Below are 16835 nucleotides of genomic sequence, written 5' to 3' on the forward strand. Positions count from 1 at the left end.
AGGCCGTGCTTTTGCCCCCGGCTTCCTTCAGATTCCACCTCGCGATGGACACCCTTGCCCTTGGCTAACGGTAGGCGCTTGCCAGCCCCCGCTCGGGACTTTCACCCTAGAGATGACGCCCATGCTGGGCGTACGCACAAAAAGGTATCCCTGCTATATGAGGGATACCTTTTTTGTCTGTTCACTAAGCCGCTTATCTCCGGGCTTCCGGCATGTCCTGCTGCTTCAATCCACTGCGAAGGGTCAGCACATGCATTTCTGCCGGACTGCCCCAGCGCAGCGGAAGATGTGCGGTGCCGAAGCCGCGGCTGATGAGCAGCCTGGCTTCCGATTCTGAGCCGTCTTTTCTTGGAAGCACATAATGCCCCGCGTTGTATTCGCGGTAGAAGGGGTCCACATGCCTGTGGCCGATAAAAGGCAGCACAACCTGCCCGCCGTGAGTGTGCCCGGCCAGGACAAGATCAGCGGGAAGCTCAGTTTGCTGCGTCAGCCAGAGCGGATCATGAACAAGAATGATCCGGAACAATTGAGCTTCCGAGGTGGACGGTGATGGTAAAGGCGCGTAAGCCCTCTTCCCGCCCTTTTGGGGAAAGTCTACACCCGTCAGCAGCATTTCAGCTCCCTCATGTTCAATGATGATGTTCTCATCTATCAGCAGCCGTACCCCGCTGCCACGGAGGACATCATCGACAAGTGCTGTATTCGCCCGGTAATCATGATTGCCATGCACCGCGTAAGCCGGGGCAAGTGATGCCGCCAGCTTCATATTATCGCTTAGCCGGCTGATGGAGCCGCCCTTATCCGTCATGTCGCCGCCCAGGAGCACAATTTCCACTTTCCCCTTCATCGGCTCAAGCAGCCTTTTAGGAAGCCGCCGGCGGTGGATATCCGAGATAAACAGAATACGGAAGCCGTCAAATCCCTGCGGAAGAGACTCCAGGAATATTTCCTCGGCAATAATATGATTTCTGAAAGCAGCCGTCAGCATGAGCATTCCAACCGTAATGGGCAGCAGAATACAAACCGTTAGAATGCCAAGCAGCCAGATCACCATATTGTCCTAAGCGGCGGCGCTCCTTCAAGTCCCCACCACAGAAGCGATCCGAGCAGCAGCACAAAAATAACGATCAGTGAATTGATGAACATCTTGCTTAAGCGGAGACGCTCTGATGGGTAAGTCTCAGAACGGGAAGGCGTTGCCATTTCCTCATCGGTCCGGGTCACTTCCCGCTTGGCCGTTTTTTTCGCTTTTGCCGAAGAATAGCGGCTAGTTCTGGACAGGGTGCCGGATATCGCAGCAGGCGCTTCATCTGATGTGTGCGCGGAAGACTGTGATTTTTCCAGACCTTTGACCTCAAACTCCTCTTCGCCCTTATACTTTTTCCTCCGGGATTTTACCCGGCTCAATTCCTCGCTCATGATGCCCTCCGGTAGCGGATCATTAGACCTGAGAACAGGTCAATGAAAAAGTGGCAGACAATCGGTGCCCACAGGCTTCCAGAATGAATGTAAATATAACCAAGGCCGTAGCTGCTGAGAAATACCCAGCCTGTGGGAATCCAGTGGCGTAAATAGCGGACATGAATAACGGCGAACAGGATGCTTGTCCAATAAGGACCCAGCGAATACTGGATCGCTCCGCGGAACAAAAGTTCCTCGCAAATCGCCACAATAGCTGAAATGACAATAATATGCCACAAAGGCCTGTTGCCGAACAGCAGATTGTTAATGCCTCCGTCATCCATGCTTTCCTCTGGAACAATATGGGTTAGCAGGAAATCGACAATGAGCATGATTCCCGCCAGTCCGAGGCCCCAGTACACAAATTGTACGTTTTCCGGAAAAATTAATATGTGAATAGGATTTCTTTTCTGTAATAATATCCATATCAAACCGATAATTAAAGTAAGGCTCTGTGTTATATACAAATTCAGTAAAAGCAGCCTGTCGGTTAACTGCTGAGGGTCGGCTTTTTTTATCTTGATTTCGCCAAATTTGAATTTTTTCATCGTAACCTGCCTGTTCTATATTGTTTTTACATAAGATAATTTCCCTAGACGAAGGAGCATTAATTATGAACAGCCGTACCTCCCGCACTCAAATGTTATACACCCTAGGATTTCTATGTTTTCTGATATCTGCATTCGCCGCTTTTTTTACGGGAGTGAAGGTTGGGGCAGACAAGACAGAAGCCAAATACGCTCACCTGAAGCAAGAAGGGGCCGCACAGGAATTCTCCGGATCTTACCAGCAGCAGGATCTTGTTACATTCTATCATAACGTATTTTTGCCTTATCGGGAATTCAAGCGCAGCTGGAACAGCCAAGTGGATAATCTCTCCCGCAGCACAGGCACTCGTGAAAATGCAGCCATTCTGAAAAATCTCAGTATTCTGGCGGACAAGCAGTATGAAAAGGTTACCCAGGATTCCATCTTCACCAATTCGCCGCTGCTGCATGAAGCCCAGCTCAATATCCTAAAAAGTCTGACCCTGTTCTCCCAGGCCTCCAGCAAGGTGTCTGCGGGCGCATCAGGCGCTGAGACGGCCAAGCTGCTGGACAAAGACAATTTCACGGGAAATGCAGTCAAATTCGGACTTCTGGCGCAGAAAAATTTCTATGACTCCATGCTGAAATGGGGAGCCAAGGCCAACAATAAAATTCCGAATGAAGCCGGAGAGCTGAAAACCCTCACCTTCGTCCAATGGAAAAAGATGCCGCTGCTGCTCAAAAACGCTTCAATTGCGGGCATGATGCTCAACCGCAGCATCTACGCCGGCTACGATCCGCAGGATATTACTGCCAAGATCGACGATATGATCTATTCCGGCACGGCCAGCTCGCTGAAGCTGAAGGATGTTCAATCCTCGGTAACCCTGTTAATTTCTACCGGAGCAGTGCAGGAGCAGGATTTCATCAAATGGCGTGAGCAATATTACGGCAAGGAAACGATGCCCCAGCTCCCGTTTTTTTATGAATAGGACCAGCTATTGCATCATAACGAAAAAAGAACCGCACTTCAACTGGACCCGCTCGGAATAAGCCTATTGACACATCTGGCATCACCATGTTACATTATGAAAAATTAATCAAGCAAAACCGATGATGGAACAAAGATTCTGCAAGTCTTCAGAGAGCCGGTGGGTGGTGCAAACCGGTGACGGACAGAACTCTTTAGCGCTCCTGAGATATTGTGTTGAACCCTTTAGTAGGCACAATCGGATCATCTCCGTTACCAGTGTGGCCTTTGCAGGCCAATGAGGCTGCTTCTTCATAAGTTGCAGTGAATTAGGGTGGTACCACGACAACTCTCGTCCCTTACTACGGCAGTAGTATGGGGTTGAGAGTTTTTTTGTTAGCCATTTTTAGGCCTAATTCTCTTGATTCAGCGTACTTCTGCAGCTTTTTTCTTTTGTGCGACAGCGCGTTACTTCGTTATTTCGACATGTTTTTTTCCCGTCACAATGCTTCTGGTACTGTGGACTGCCTCTTCGGGGCATCCTTGGGCATATAAAAGCTTTCCACATTTAAGGAGGACAAGAAACCATGTTTAAAGTATTAGTATCAGATCCGATCAGCGATTTGGGCATTCAGCAGCTAATGGACGCAAGCGATGTGACTGTAGACAAGAAAACTGGACTGAGTGAAGATGAGCTTATTGCCATTATCGGCGAATATGACGGCCTCCTCGTCCGCAGCCAGACAACCGTAACAGAGAAGATTATTGCAGCAGGCAGCAAGCTGAAGGTTATTGGCCGTGCCGGAGTAGGCGTTGACAATATCAAGCTGGAGGCAGCTACACAGCATGGTGTTGTGGTCATTAACGCTCCTGACGGAAATACGATTACAACCTGTGAGCATGCTTTTGCAATGATGATGGCGCTCGCCCGTCACATTCCACAAGCCTATGCCAAAACCATCTCCGGTGTGTGGGATAGAAAAACATTCCTCGGCGTAGAACTGCGCGGCAAAACATTAGGTGTTCTAGGTATGGGCCGGATCGGCAGCGAAGTGGCTAAACGGGCCAAAGCCTTCGGCATGGACATTCTTGCCTATGATCCGTTCCTTACTGCAGACCGTGCAGAGAAGCTGGAAGTGAAGCTGGCTTCCGTAGACGACATTGTACGCGGCGCGGATTTCATCACTGTGCATACTCCGCTGACCCCGGAAACACGCAACATGATTTCCCGCCCGCAGTTTGAAGTTATGAAAAAAGGCATGCGCATCATCAACTGTGCCCGCGGCGGTGTCATTGATGAAGCGGCGCTGGTTGAAGCCATCGACAGCGGCATTGTTGCCGGAGCGGCTTTTGACGTATTCGAGAAGGAACCGCCACAAGCGGATCACCCGTTCCTCTCCAATCCCAAAATCATCGTCACTCCACATTTGGGCGCCTCCACGATTGAAGCTCAGGAGAATGTGGCCATCGACGTATCGGAGCAGGTTCTGCACATTCTACGGAACGAACCGTTCATCAATGCCGTTAACATCCCTCCGGTTGCTCCAAGTGTGATGAACAAGCTTCAGCCGTACTTCACTCTCGGCGAGAAGCTCGGCAACTTCGTAACCCAGCTTACAGATGGCGCTATCCGCGAAATCCATGTAGAGTATGCAGGCGATCTGTCGGATGTGGATACCCAGCCGCTGACCCGCTATGTTGTAAAAGGCGTGCTCACACGCCACTTCGGCAGTGATGTGAACATCGTCAATTCGATGCATCTGGCCAAAACCCGTGACGTGAATGTTGTCGTGACAAAGGCTTCCAAGACCAAGGGCTTCACCAACCTGATTACTGTCACAACAAAAACAGATCACGAACAAGAATTCCTGGTTGCAGGCACATTGCTGCAAGGCTACGGGGAACGGATCGTACAAGTAAACAAGTTCCCGGTCGATATTGCTCCAGAAGGCCATCAAGTCTTGATTTCGCATAACGACAAGCCAGGGATCATCGGGCATGTCGGCACCCTGCTCGGCCAAAACGACGTCAACATCGCCTCCATGCAGGTGGGACGCAAAATTGTCGGCGGTGCAGCCATTATGCTTTTGACCGTTGATAAGGCAGTTCCTAAAGAAGTGCTTGTGAAGCTGGCCGGATTGCCGGAAATCAACACAGCCGAAGAAATTATTCTGCTCTAAGATATAGCAGAACTTAACCATTATTTCTAAAAAAATCGCTCTTGGAATGGCGGCGCAAGCCAGCCATTTCCAAAGAGCGATTTTTTGTTGCCAATTTGCTGCCTGATAGGGCAACGCAATTATTCCGGAATCCGGAATACAGGAACTATTCTCCCGTCTACATCGGTGAAGCCATATTTCTCAGCGAGCTTACCCACCTGCTGTGGTATGCCTGTCATGGACATGATTTCAGGATCAGCGGCCAGGCGGGTTACAGCCCGCCCAATATAAGCTGTGGATTCACTTGATTGCAGCTCCGCCACCTCCTGCCAGTGCGCTTCGTCCGTATTCATGCTCTCCAGCACCAGCTCTGTCCGCATCCAGCCGGGGGACAGCGGAATCACAGCTATACCCTCCCCCACCAGTTCAATGGACAAACGGCCGGCCAGACGCACGAGCGCATTTTTAGCCAAATCATAATACAGGTTGTCAATATATTTATACTGGTCCCAAAAAGTAGTATGGATAATCAGTTTACCGGATTCTCCGCCGCCCCGCATCAATGGGAGCGCATAATAATTCGTCATAAGCTGCGCCCGCACTCCGGCTGTGAACATATTGTCCCAATGCTCTGGCGGCAGCTCCCACAGAGGTTTGCTTTCTATAGGAAGCTGATTGCCTCCCCATACGTTGTTGACCAGAATATCAAGTCTGCCCTGCTCTGCCGCAATCTGCCCGATCGCAGCCTCCGTATCGCTGTCAATTGTGTGGTCACAGCGTATCGCGGAACCTGCTCCACCCATGCCCGTAATCTCGCGCAGCACTTCATAGATTGTTTCTTTGCGCTGACCCGGCTGTTCAGAGTGTGCAGTTCTGCCTGTAATGTAGACGTAGGCCCCCGCCTTTGCCAATTCCAGGGCAATCCCCCTCCCTGCCCCTCTGCTCCCGCCGGTAACAAGCGCTACTTTTCCCTTCAGGTTCGTCATTTGTACAGCTCCTCTCTTATGACTTTCATAATCATCATAAGCTTTATATATGACACCAATTGACATATATTTATGCTAAACTAAAAATATTCATTTTACTCAAACTCACCGTAGAAAGGAGCTCATCATGAGAGCCGACCGTTTGTTATCCATCCTCCTGCTGCTGCAAAGCCGCGGCAAAATCACCTCCAAGGAACTGGCGCAGACTCTGGAGGTGTCAGAGCGGACGATTCTCCGCGACATGGAGGCGCTAAGTGCTTCAGGTGTGCCCGTGCTCGCTGAAAGGGGCCGTGATGGCGGCTGGATGCTCAGCGAAGGCTACAGGACCTCCCTGACCGGCATGAAACCCCAAGAGATTGGATCATTGCTGCTGACGGCTGATACTGCAATCCTCAACGCTCTTGGGATTCAGGAGGATTTCTCCTCCGCTGCCCGCAAGCTGGAGGCCGCCACCTCCAAGCTTCCTGATTCCCCGCTTGCCTTTCTAAATCAGCGAATCCATATTGATGGCGCGGGTTGGCATCCTTCAAGTGAATCATACCCGTTCCTCTCTTTGCTGCAGGAGGCGCTCTGGGAGAACCGCAAGGTCAAGATCAGCTATATGCGTGATGGAGAATGCAAGGAGCGGCTAATTTCGCCGCTGGGGCTGGTAGCCAAACGAGGAGTATGGTATGTCGTTGCCGGAACCGATGGAGAATTCAGAACCTTCCGGGTCTCCAGACTGGCAGCAGCCGAAATTACAGATGAGACATTTACGCGCCCGGAAGGCTTTGAGCTTGCCGCTTATTGGGAGCAATCCACGGCTTTGTTCAAATCTGCTCTCCCCCGCTTCCCCGCAAAGCTGCTGGTGAACGGCAGAGCGATGGAGGAGCTGGAGCGGGAACGCTATGTGTCAATTACCAGCAGCAGCGCAGCAGCGCAGCCGGAATGGCTGTCCGTGGATGCCGATTTCAATACTCTGGAATCCGCCTGCCGCATTGTGCTTTCGCTAAGCCCGGATGTCATTGCCGTTGCTCCTGGAGAACTTGTCGAACGGGTAACCTGCACCCTTGCCGAAACCGTAACGTTATATAAGAAGTTCACACACAAAAACAAACATAAATAGGCTCAAAAAAAGGTTTTATGTCAGTTCTTACAATAGACCAAACCTCCACGATCCGCCTATAATATTACAGTAAACAATTTTATTTAGGGGGAACTTTTATGATGGCATGGATGAACAAGCTTCCTTTAAAACAAAGAATTATTGCCGGATGTTACCTGATCGCCGCTTTATTCGCTGTTCCTGTTCTGATCACACTCATTGTGATGGGCAAAATCATTATCGGCGTTATTTTAGTAGCGGTACTGGCAGCCTTAACCTATCCTCTCGCACGCGTTGTTGAGAGAACGCTTACATCTTCGTTCGAAGACATCTCCAACGTAACTCATACCATAGCCAAAGGGGATTTTACCAGCCGCGCTGACGAAAACGGTTCCATGGGCGACATTAGCCGTTCCTTCAATACCATGATCGACAAGCTGAAGAAGATTCTTACTGAAGCGTCGCAAATCACCCGCCAAGTCATGGATGCGAGCCGTGGCATTGAAGACAAGAACCAGAACCTGAAGCTTGTGATGGCCCAGGTTGCCTCCTCCTCCAATGAGCTGGCTCTTGGCGCTAATGAAATCTCTGTAGATATCGCAGATATGACAGAGTCGATCAAGGATATAGAAACGAAAGTATCCAATTACACAAGCTCCACCAAGGAAATGAACAGACGCTCCGTACATACGCTGGAATTGGTTGAAAAAGGCCGTCAGTCGGTAGATACGCAAGCGGAAGGCATGCGTAAAAATATACAAGCCACCCAAAAGGTAGCCGACACGATTGAAGCACTCTCACAAAATGCCCGCGGCATCACGATGATCACCAAGACGATAACGGAAATCGCCGAGCAGACGAACCTGCTGTCGCTCAACGCTTCCATTGAAGCCGCCCGTGCAGGCGAACATGGCCGGGGATTCGCTGTGGTGGCCCAGGAGGTCCGTAAGCTTGCCGAGGAATCCACCTCCTCAACCAAAGAGGTGTTCAGTCTGGTGCGCAGCATTGAGAGCGACATCAAGCAGGCGATTGAGCATATTGCCATCAACGAGGAAGTCGTTCAGGTACAGAATGAAATGATCATTGAAACGGCTAATATTTTCGCTCAAATTGTGCAAAGCGTTCAATACATAACCGAGCAAATCGCTTCATTCTCTGCTGAAAGCGACCTTATGCTGGAGAGTGCGCTCAGAATTTCCGGGGCCATCGAAAATATCTCCGCAATTACCGAGCAGACAGCCGCAGGCACCGAAGAGGTCTCCGCATCTATGAACGAACAGATCAATGCCCTCAAGTCCGTTGCCGAAGAGACAGAAAAGATGACCCAAGCTGTATTCCAGTTGCAAAAAACAATCCATATTTTCAAATTTTAGGCATCCCCTGCAATGCTGCCGCTTGAGCAAAAAATGCTCATGCGGCAGTTTTTTTGTGTTTACAATTTTCTTGATGTAATATTCACCAAACACTGAATTTTCGCAGTATAAAATGATATTTTCAATTTGCATTTATATCTGTATAAGCTGAGCTTGAAAAATGAATCCAAAGGACGATAATGCCGCAAGGAATGCTTGTACGATTATGATTGGCAACTGGAAGTCTAAGCACTCCCACAGTTCCGGCCATCCTCCGTAATAACTATCAATAGCACCATGGTCCGGCATTTCAAATCCCGTTTGCATTTTAGGACTTTTTCACCTGGGACTTTATTATTTTATTTCCTGCATTAATATTCACTTGACATGCAAATCAATAAATGTCGTTAATCGTTATATTCGTCAAATTTCGAGCTTATTTGATCAAATATATTGACAAAAGCAGCGCTAGGAATATATTGTAAAGTAAAATTATGCTTTATTTCATTAATAAAAATATATTGGCAAAATTCTCCGAAAGGGAATGACGCAAAGCCATGGATCTACAGTCTCATGCTTTCCCGGGACCATGACAGCCAGGTTGCTCAAGAACCGGAACGTCTGTATTATGTTTCTCTCGTTCAACCTGGTTATTTAGCAGCTGCCTGTGCTCCTTCTGAGTGCAGGTTTTCTATTTAAGCTAAATAAATAATAACATTGGGTGGGGTGGATTTTCTGAAAACAGTCGCAGATTATATGGCTCAGGCACTACGAAACCTCGGTGTAACACATTCTTTTGGCATAATCGGCAAGTCTATTTGTCCTGTAGTTCTGAAGATGGTTGATCATGGCATTGAGTTTATTCCCGGAAGACATGAATCCAGTTCCGGGTTCGAAGCCGCAGGTTATGCTCTAAAAACCGGCGGCCTTGGAGTGGCCTTCGGCACCTCCGGTCCAGGCGGAACCAATCTGCTTACCGCTGCAGCGCATGCCAAGGCGAACAACCTTCCTGTGCTGTTCATTACCGGCCATCAATCCATCAAAGAGCTGGGGATTCCCCAGTGCCAGGATTCTTCGAACTATCTTGCCGATCTGGCGGATATGTTCAGACCCGCAACTCTTTTCAGCAAGCTGGTTGAACGCGGAGATCATTTCAGCACCATATTTAATCATGCCATTTCGACGGCTTTAAGCGGTAAACGTGGTCCTGTCCACCTGTGCATCCCTTTTGATGTGCAGACAGAACTCCTTGAAGAGTGCCGGATTGTGATCCCTGAACGGGAAAGTCTGATCAGCCACAGTAATTTCGAGCGGGTAATCACGGCTATCAATCAATCCAGCCATCCCCTCATCATTGCCGGCAAAGGCGTCAACCGCTCCGGAGCGCATAAAGAGCTGGTTCAGCTCGCAGAGACGTTCAATATTCCTGTTGTGACTTCTCCAGGGGGCAAAGGCGCTATTGCCTGGGATCATCCGCTGTATCACGGTCCAATCGGTGTCGGCGGCTGCAAGCATGGCGAAGATTTATTGAACCGCAGCGATTTGTTCATCGTGCTCGGTTCGCGGCTGAGCGATATGACAATCTGCAATCTCAAGGCGGAGAACCATCCGCAAACCTTGATTCAATTTGATGTCGACCCTACGTTTGTCGGGAAAATATTAAACTCTCCTACCATCTCTGTCAGCGGCGATTTGCGTGATAATCTGGCGTTCTACCTGCAGAATATCGATACCAGCAGCATTCCGGCACGTGAACCGGAGACATCCCCGCGTTATACAGAAGAGCTGCCTGTATTGTCCAAGCTTTCTCTCGCTTCGGTAATGAGCACACTGAGCGAACAGCTCCCTTATAATAACACCCTCTTTGTTGATGACGGCAGCCATGGCTTCAATGCCGTGAAATGGTACAACGTGAAGAAACCTGGCAGCTTTGTCTTTGACGCCTACTTTGCCTGCATGGGCAATTCAATTGGCATGTCTATAGGCGCTAAGGTGGCCTCTCCTGAGGAAACCATTGTCTGCATTACCGGCGATGGCTGCTTTATGATGCTCGGAACAGAAATCAACACCGCCGTGTGCAAGAATATTCCGGTCATCTTTATCGTGGTGAACAATATGCAGCTCGACATGGCATTGAAGGGTATGCAAAAAACTACAGGCCGGATTGACGGCACCCTCTTTGAGGTTCCAGTGGATGCGGTAAAATTCGCCGAATCGCTGGGCGCTACGGGCTATAGATGCGAAACTGCAGAACAGTTTACTTCAGCGCTGAATGAAGCAGTTGCATCGAACCGTGTCGCTGTCATTGAGCTGTTGACCGACCGTGACGAAGTGCCTCCTACGGCCCACCGTACCTTGAATCTCAACTAAGAAGAACCATCTGCACCATCACACTATAGGGGGCGTCTTTCGTGAAGAACAATATCAACAGTGGTTTTGAGCATTTCTCCAATCTGTCCGGCGATTATGGCGCCAAGGCGCTGGCTCCGGTTAAAGAGCATTTTCCCGAATTGGCTGAGTTTATTATGGGCAATGCCTACGGCGATATTTTCCAGCGTACTGCTATCGGTTCTGATTGGAAGGAAATCGCCGTCATATCCTCGCTGATTACGATGGGACAGTACGAGCAGTTGGGAGTCCATTACGTGATGGCGCTCCGTGTGGGAATGACCGTGGAGCAGATTAAGGGCATTCTGCTGCATCTGGTGCCGGTTATCGGCGCTCCAAGAGTCATTTCGGCCTTTAATGTGCTGCTCGACACGCTGGAGGAAATCAAATAAGTTCTTTTGCGACAAAATTATACAATATTCGACTTTATTCTTGCATTATAGTTAAAATTATGGTTATATTTAAAGGGAAAATATCCCAAAACAAAGGTTTTAATGTCGATTTTCGACATATAAATATAAGTTTTTTTGAATTTTAATACTTATGCTTCACACAATTTAATTACTTAGGAGAGATCAGCAAATGGGAAAATTTATTTTGAACACCGATTCTGTTAAAAAGGTCATTAAAATTGAACTGGAAGGTACTTTCTCAAACGACGATGGCCTTAAGTCAATCCAGGCTTATCAGCAAACCATCAATCCAATTACACCTGCTGAATATGCACTTGACATTGACTGCAGAAAGCTGAATGTAACCGCTCCTGATGTTGTGCCTTTGCTGGAAAGCTGCTTCGTAATGTTCAAGGCTGACGGATTTGATAAAGTGAGCCTTACTCTGGAAAATAACCCGATCCTCAAAATGCAGCTTGCCCGTCTGGGCCGCAAGGCAGGACTTGAAAACCTGGAGATCATTTCAACTGTTTCTGCTTAATTAAATATTTCCGAAGCAAGTTTTGTTCGAAGAGAAGTATCAGGAAGTTTATTCTCACAAAACTTTGAGGAGGATTAATATGGCCGGAATTCGAATTAAGGACATTGATATCTATCATCCAAGCAAAAAGATTGGCAATGACTTTTTCATACAACATTTTGATGAAAAGGGTATTGATATCCGTGGTCTTCTGGCTACTCTGGGCCGTGAAAGCCGCTACAGCATTGACAGCAAGGATGAAAACTCTCTGACAATGGCTTTTGAGGCCGCAAGCAATGTGCTGGATAAGACGGGACTGACCGGGGCTGATATTGACCTTATCGCTTATGCGAGCCAAACTCCTGAATATATTTTTCCTACGAATTCATTGATGATCCATCGGCTGATCGGCGGAGCATCGCATACGATTTGTATCGACAGCAATGCGAACTGTGCGGGCATGACGGCATCGGTGGAGCAGGTTAGCCGGCAAATGATGGCCAACCCGAGAATCCGCCGGGCGCTGGTCATCGGCTCCGACCATGTTGCACCGCATGCGAACAAAAACGATCCTGTCTATTATGCCAATTTCGGCGACGCCGCTGCTGCACTCATTCTGGAGCGTGATGAGAACTCCGTAGGCTTCATTGATTCCATCTACCAGACAGACACCTGTGTATACGGGAACTCGTTGTTCCCTGCGGAAGGATTGGCTAACCTTGGACGTGAAGGCGTGGATGCGGGAGAGTTCAATGTGAGATTCATTCCCTTTGATGATTCCATTTGTGTGGACGCGGCGTCAGAATCAATTAACACGCTGCTGAGCATCAATGAGATTGAGCCGGAATCCATCAAAGCGGCCTGCTTCTCGCAATTGTCACTGCCGAACATCCGTGCGGTTTCCGAGAAGACCGGCATCGACAACGACGTTGCCGTCTACATCGGCGATGAATTCGGATATACTTCGACTAGCAGCCCTTTTGTCGCTCTGCATAAAGCGGTAACTACGGGACAAATCGAGCGCGGCGACAAGGTCCTGTTCTGGACCGTTGGCGCAGGCTGGCAAAACGTAGCTTTTGTAATCGAGTACTAGAGTTAATGATAAAAGAGCGGCCTGCAAGCAGAATTCTGCTGCAGGCCGCTCCTTTGTTGCTGGCGTCTCCTGTATTCAATTCGGCTTGCTCTTGCTCTCACCGATATCCTTCATGCTTCTCCCAGCCCATAGTGCGCGATACAGCATCCTGCCAGGCTTCGTAACGCCGTTCCCGCTCTGCCTCCTCCATGTACGGCAGGAAGACCTTCTCGGCCTTATTAAAGCGCTCAAGCTGCTCTCTGGTCCAAATCCCCGAGGTCAGACCGGCAAGCAGCGCTGCCCCGAGTGCTGTCGTCTCCGCATACGTTGTCCGCGTAACCCTGCTTCCCAGAATATCTGCTTGAAACTGCATAAGCAGATCATTGCGCACAGCGCCGCCATCAACCCTGAGCCCTGTCAGCGGCATGCCGGCGTCCTTTTCCATGGCTCCGATCACATCACGCGATTGAAAAGCAAGCGATTCCAGTGTAGCACGCACCAAATGCCCCGCTGTAGTGCCACGGGTCAAGCCGAAGACCGCACCTCTGGCATACATATCCCAATACGGTGCGCCAAGCCCAGTGAAGGCAGGGACGACTACAACCCCTTCACTGTCCTCTACCTCCCCGGCCCGCTCCTCCGAGTCCGCCGGTCCCTCAATAAGCCCCAGTCCCTCATGCAGCCATTGCACGGCGGCTCCGGCTACGAACACACTCCCTTCGAGGGCGTAATACAATTCGTCGCCCATGCCCCAAGCTACAGTGGTCAGCAGTCCATGACTGGAGGCAACGGCTTCAGTCCCTGTATTCATGAGAATAAAACAGCCTGTGCCGTAGGTATTCTTGGCGCTGCCGGCCTCAAGACATGTATGTCCGAACAAGGCAGCCTGCTGATCCCCCAGCACGGAACGTATTGGAATTTCTGCTCCGAACCAGCGGGCTTCAGCCGCTCCGAATTCTCCGCCGGACATTCTAACCTCCGGCAGAATAGAGGAGGGAATTCCGAGTTTTTCGATAAGGGGTGCATCCCAACTGCGCTCATGCAGATTAAAGAGCATAGTCCGCGATGCATTCGTAACATCCGTGGCGTGCACAGCGCCACCTGTGAGCTTCCAGATCAGCCAGCTATCAATGGTCCCTGCCAGCAGTTCTCCCTTGCCGGCACGTTCTCTGGCGCCTGGCACATGATCCAGAATCCAGGCCAGCTTGGTGGCCGAGAAATAGGCATCCACAACAAGGCCCGTCTTGGCGGCAATCTCTTCGGCCAAGCCTCTCTGCTTCAGCTCCTCACACTGCTCAGCCGTGCGGCGGTCCTGCCATACAATAGCCGGATATATCGGCTCACCGGTCGCCTTGTCCCAGATCAGCGCGGTTTCCCGCTGATTGGTAATGCCTATGGCGGATATCCCGGATGGCGCCCTTCCGCTTCTGCTGATGGCATCTCTCGCTGCCGCAAGCTGGCTCTCCCAGATTTGCTCCGGGTCGTGCTCTACCCAGCCTGGCCGGGGAAAGGACTGCCTGATCTCATATTGCCCCTGTGAGATCATACGCGCCTCATGGTCGAACAGAATCGCCCGCGAGCTGGTAGTACCTTGGTCTAGTGATAAAATCATAAAGGTGCGCCTCCTAGAACTGGCTTCAAACGCTTAGAATATGTTCCACGATGAACAAGATTAATGTGGTGATTTCAACAAAAAGCACCTCTGCTGTCAGAGGCGCTGTCACACATTGTCTGGCTTTACTGTTTTTCGACAGGGAGCCGCAGGGTGAAGGTGGTTCCTTCTCCCAGCTTGCTGGATGCCGAGACCGTTCCGTGATGTGACTCGACGATATTTTTGACAATCGCCAATCCCAGCCCGGTTCCTCCGGATTCGCCACGCACACGGGCTTTGTCCGCTTTATAGAAACGATCAAAGATAAAGGGGAGATCCTCGGGCGGAATGCCCATCCCTTCATCCCGGATATCAATCTCCAGGAAGCGGCGTCCTTCAAGCACCGTAGAGCGGGCCAGCATCGAGATATCTTTATCCGCTGGCGTGTGCCTGAAGGCATTGTCGAGCAGATTGGTCAGCACCTGCTCCAGCTTGTCTTCATCCGCCGCCTTAAGAAGCAGGGCATCACCTGAGGCATTCAGCTCAAGAATAATCCCTCTCTCTTTGGCCCGTACGGAAAATTTGCGGTACATCCGCTCCAGCAGCTCACCCATATCGACCTGAGTCTTTTTCATATCGGTATGTCCTGCCTCCATGCGGGCAAGATCCAGCAGATCCTTCACAAGACGCCCCATCCGCAGCGATTCATCATGAATAACCTGCACCAGCTCGCTGCTCTCCTCTGGGGAGGAGGCCATTCCATCCAGCAGCGCCTCGCTGTAGCCCTGCATCATCGAGAGCGGCGTGCGGATTTCATGCGAGACATTCGCAACGAAGTCACGGCGCATTTTCTCCAGCTTAACCTCCTCGGTTACATCACGCAGAACAGCAACGGCTCCCCGGATCGAACCCTCGGAATACAGCGGGGCCATATGAACAGACCAGACGCCCTGGCGGACATGTACCTGGGAGCGCTGATCTCCCCCCTGGTGCAGAGTACTGTCGAACAACCGGCGCAGCGGCGGCGGAACCCTACTGCTACCCGCCCCTTGCGGGTACAGCTCGGATTCGCTCTCCGTTTCCCAGCTCAGATCGCTCCAGGTCTCAAGCAGAGCCTGACCATGCGGGTTCGTCAGTATAATCCGACCTTCTATATCAAAGGTGATAACGGCATCGCTCATGCTCCGCAGCACACTGGATAAATGACCCTTTTCGTGGTTTAGGCTGCGGATATTCTTCTCCAGCTCCTCTGCCATGTGATTGAAGGACGTCGCGAGCTGGCCGATTTCGTCACTGGTCACCAGCGTCAGCCTGGTCCCGTATTCACCGCGGCGGATATCGTTGGCCGCTTCAATCACCTGCTGCATCGGCTGGGTTATTTTCGTAAACAGGAATAAGGCGAAGAACGTCGTCAAGGAAAATCCTATCATACAGGCATACATAAACAAGCGTTTGATCGCCCCGGAATTGGCGAAGTTACTGTCGATATAGGGCAGCAGGAAAAGCCCCAGCGTGATTAGCACGACAGCAACCAGACAGATGATCGTGATCCACAGCTTGCCGACAAGACTTCTCCAGAAATTCACCTATTTGGGTACCTCAAGCTTATAGCCTACGCCCCATACCGTGGTGATCATTGCTGCCGATTCCGGTGATACCTTGTTCAGCTTCTCGCGCAGCCGTTTGACATGCGTGTCCACAGTGCGCAAATCTCCGAAAAATTCGTAATTCCACACATCCTTAAGCAGCTCTTCGCGCGAGAACACCTTGTCCGGCGAGATAGCCAAATAATGCAGCAGCTCATACTCCTTCGGAGTGAGGCTTACCTCCTGGCCTCCGGCAGTTACGCGGTGCGCATCGTGCTCAATAATAAGGTGCGGGAAGACGATATTGTTGCTGGAATTGCTCTCTTTAGATAAAAAGGCTGTCGCGGAGGAGCGGCGCATAATCGCCTTTACCCGGTAGATCACTTCGCGCGGACTGAATGGTTTGACCACATAATCGTCAGCCCCCATCTCGAAGCCCTGCACGCGGTTGATCTCCTCACCCTTGGCTGTCAGCATCAGGACAGGAGTCGATTTGACTCCTCTGAGTCTGGTCAGCACTTCAATCCCATCAATTCCAGGCAGCATCACATCCAGCAAAATCAAGCCATAATCATTGGCCGTTGCTTTGCGCAGAGCGACTTCGCCGTCTTCTGCCTCATCAATTTCATAGCCTTCTTTTTCAAGATACATCTTTAGCAGGCGGCGAATGCGTTCCTCATCATCCACCACCAGAATTCTGTTCAAATGCTCTGCCATTTCACAACAACCCCTTCATCAAATACAGTA

The 16835-nt window shown here is 50.4% G+C and carries 15 protein-coding genes, 1 riboswitch and 1 other annotated feature; of the genes, 8 read left to right on the plus strand and 7 right to left on the minus strand.

Annotation, left to right across the window (positions count from 1 at the left end; genetic code table 11):
* Positions 1-193 precede the first annotated feature (193 nt).
* From AC0LWN_RS19655 to AC0LWN_RS19665, 3 genes are read right to left on the minus strand one after another with little or no spacing between them, the layout of a single operon-like run.
* Positions 194-1054 carry a metallophosphoesterase gene (locus AC0LWN_RS19655; protein WP_474668261.1) on the minus strand — a complete coding sequence of 287 codons (861 nt, stop codon included), beginning with the start codon at positions 1052-1054 and terminating at the stop codon, positions 194-196.
* Complete coding sequence (locus tag AC0LWN_RS19660) at positions 1048-1419, minus strand: hypothetical protein (RefSeq protein WP_474668263.1); 372 nt, start codon at positions 1417-1419, stop codon at positions 1048-1050. The genes AC0LWN_RS19655 and AC0LWN_RS19660 overlap by 7 nt, the downstream gene beginning before the upstream one ends.
* Positions 1416-2009 (minus strand): CPBP family intramembrane glutamic endopeptidase, encoded by a 594-nt coding sequence (locus AC0LWN_RS19665; RefSeq protein ID WP_474668265.1) that lies wholly within the window; start codon positions 2007-2009, stop codon positions 1416-1418. Before AC0LWN_RS19665 ends, AC0LWN_RS19660 begins: the two co-directional genes overlap by 4 nt.
* Positions 2010-2074: 65 nt before the next feature.
* Here AC0LWN_RS19665 and AC0LWN_RS19670 point away from each other — a divergent pair, with 65 nt between their 5' ends.
* Positions 2075-2980 carry a hypothetical protein gene (locus tag AC0LWN_RS19670; RefSeq protein ID WP_458964248.1) on the plus strand — a complete coding sequence of 302 codons (906 nt, stop codon included), beginning with the start codon at positions 2075-2077 and terminating at the stop codon, positions 2978-2980.
* 112 nt (positions 2981-3092) lie between these two features.
* Positions 3093-3321, plus strand: a binding site (T-box leader).
* A gap of 224 nt (positions 3322-3545) precedes the next feature.
* The gene (serA, locus tag AC0LWN_RS19675) at positions 3546-5138 is read left to right on the plus strand and encodes a phosphoglycerate dehydrogenase (RefSeq protein ID WP_474668267.1); all 1593 of its coding nucleotides are present in this window, start codon (positions 3546-3548) and stop codon (positions 5136-5138) included.
* A 119-nt stretch (positions 5139-5257) separates the two neighbouring features.
* On the opposite strand, the gene AC0LWN_RS19680 is transcribed toward serA, so the two are convergent.
* The gene (locus AC0LWN_RS19680) at positions 5258-6103 is read right to left on the minus strand and encodes an SDR family NAD(P)-dependent oxidoreductase (protein WP_474668269.1); all 846 of its coding nucleotides are present in this window, start codon (positions 6101-6103) and stop codon (positions 5258-5260) included.
* Positions 6104-6230: 127 nt separating this feature from the next.
* On the opposite strand from AC0LWN_RS19680, the gene AC0LWN_RS19685 reads away from it, so the two are divergent.
* From AC0LWN_RS19685 to AC0LWN_RS19710, 6 genes are all read left to right on the plus strand, one after another.
* Complete coding sequence (locus tag AC0LWN_RS19685; protein ID WP_474668271.1) at positions 6231-7208, plus strand: helix-turn-helix transcriptional regulator; 978 nt, start codon at positions 6231-6233, stop codon at positions 7206-7208.
* A gap of 101 nt (positions 7209-7309) precedes the next feature.
* Positions 7310-8560 (plus strand): methyl-accepting chemotaxis protein, encoded by a 1251-nt coding sequence (locus tag AC0LWN_RS19690; protein ID WP_474668590.1) that lies wholly within the window; start codon positions 7310-7312, stop codon positions 8558-8560.
* 492 nt (positions 8561-9052) lie between these two features.
* Positions 9053-9148: riboswitch (cyclic di-GMP riboswitch) on the plus strand.
* 117 nt (positions 9149-9265) lie between these two features.
* A complete protein-coding gene (locus tag AC0LWN_RS19695) occupies positions 9266-10909 on the plus strand; it encodes a thiamine pyrophosphate-binding protein (RefSeq protein WP_474668273.1) in 1644 nt (547 codons plus the stop codon).
* A 41-nt stretch (positions 10910-10950) separates the two neighbouring features.
* A complete protein-coding gene (locus tag AC0LWN_RS19700; RefSeq protein ID WP_474668275.1) occupies positions 10951-11319 on the plus strand; it encodes a carboxymuconolactone decarboxylase family protein in 369 nt (122 codons plus the stop codon).
* Between the two features lie 190 nt (positions 11320-11509).
* Complete coding sequence (locus AC0LWN_RS19705) at positions 11510-11860, plus strand: hypothetical protein (RefSeq protein ID WP_458964242.1); 351 nt, start codon at positions 11510-11512, stop codon at positions 11858-11860.
* 79 nt (positions 11861-11939) lie between these two features.
* Positions 11940-12932 (plus strand): 3-oxoacyl-[acyl-carrier-protein] synthase III C-terminal domain-containing protein, encoded by a 993-nt coding sequence (locus AC0LWN_RS19710; RefSeq protein ID WP_474668277.1) that lies wholly within the window; start codon positions 11940-11942, stop codon positions 12930-12932.
* 97 nt (positions 12933-13029) lie between these two features.
* On the opposite strand, the gene glpK is transcribed toward AC0LWN_RS19710, so the two are convergent.
* The 3 genes from glpK to AC0LWN_RS19725 all read right to left on the minus strand — a co-directional run bounded on the left by glpK (position 13030) and on the right by AC0LWN_RS19725 (position 16805).
* Positions 13030-14523 carry a glycerol kinase GlpK gene (gene glpK / locus AC0LWN_RS19715; protein WP_474668279.1) on the minus strand — a complete coding sequence of 498 codons (1494 nt, stop codon included), beginning with the start codon at positions 14521-14523 and terminating at the stop codon, positions 13030-13032.
* 125 nt (positions 14524-14648) lie between these two features.
* Positions 14649-16088 carry a HAMP domain-containing sensor histidine kinase gene (locus AC0LWN_RS19720; protein WP_474668281.1) on the minus strand — a complete coding sequence of 480 codons (1440 nt, stop codon included), beginning with the start codon at positions 16086-16088 and terminating at the stop codon, positions 14649-14651.
* Entirely contained in the window at positions 16089-16805 is a 717-nt protein-coding gene (locus tag AC0LWN_RS19725; protein ID WP_019909923.1) for a response regulator transcription factor, read from the minus strand.
* Positions 16806-16835: the final 30 nt, after the last annotated feature.

It is taken from the genome of Paenibacillus sp. sgz302115, from assembly GCF_056120445.1.

Bases quoted from the DNA above. Each gene is read 5' to 3' on its own strand.
- glpK (WP_474668279.1), bottom strand. From the start codon at position 14,523: ATGATTTTATCACTAGACCAAGGTACTACCAGCTCGCGGGCGATTCTG.
- serA (WP_474668267.1), top strand. From the start codon at position 3,546: ATGTTTAAAGTATTAGTATCAGATCCGATCAGCGATTTGGGCATTCAG.
- AC0LWN_RS19680 (WP_474668269.1), bottom strand. From the start codon at position 6,103: ATGACGAACCTGAAGGGAAAAGTAGCGCTTGTTACCGGCGGGAGCAGA.
- AC0LWN_RS19670 (WP_458964248.1), top strand. From the start codon at position 2,075: ATGAACAGCCGTACCTCCCGCACTCAAATGTTATACACCCTAGGATTT.
- AC0LWN_RS19685 (WP_474668271.1), top strand. From the start codon at position 6,231: ATGAGAGCCGACCGTTTGTTATCCATCCTCCTGCTGCTGCAAAGCCGC.
- AC0LWN_RS19705 (WP_458964242.1), top strand. From the start codon at position 11,510: ATGGGAAAATTTATTTTGAACACCGATTCTGTTAAAAAGGTCATTAAA.
- AC0LWN_RS19710 (WP_474668277.1), top strand. From the start codon at position 11,940: ATGGCCGGAATTCGAATTAAGGACATTGATATCTATCATCCAAGCAAA.
- AC0LWN_RS19655 (WP_474668261.1), bottom strand. From the start codon at position 1,054: ATGGTGATCTGGCTGCTTGGCATTCTAACGGTTTGTATTCTGCTGCCC.
- AC0LWN_RS19690 (WP_474668590.1), top strand. From the start codon at position 7,310: ATGGCATGGATGAACAAGCTTCCTTTAAAACAAAGAATTATTGCCGGA.
- AC0LWN_RS19665 (WP_474668265.1), bottom strand. From the start codon at position 2,009: ATGAAAAAATTCAAATTTGGCGAAATCAAGATAAAAAAAGCCGACCCT.
- AC0LWN_RS19660 (WP_474668263.1), bottom strand. From the start codon at position 1,419: ATGAGCGAGGAATTGAGCCGGGTAAAATCCCGGAGGAAAAAGTATAAG.
- AC0LWN_RS19725 (WP_019909923.1), bottom strand. From the start codon at position 16,805: ATGGCAGAGCATTTGAACAGAATTCTGGTGGTGGATGATGAGGAACGC.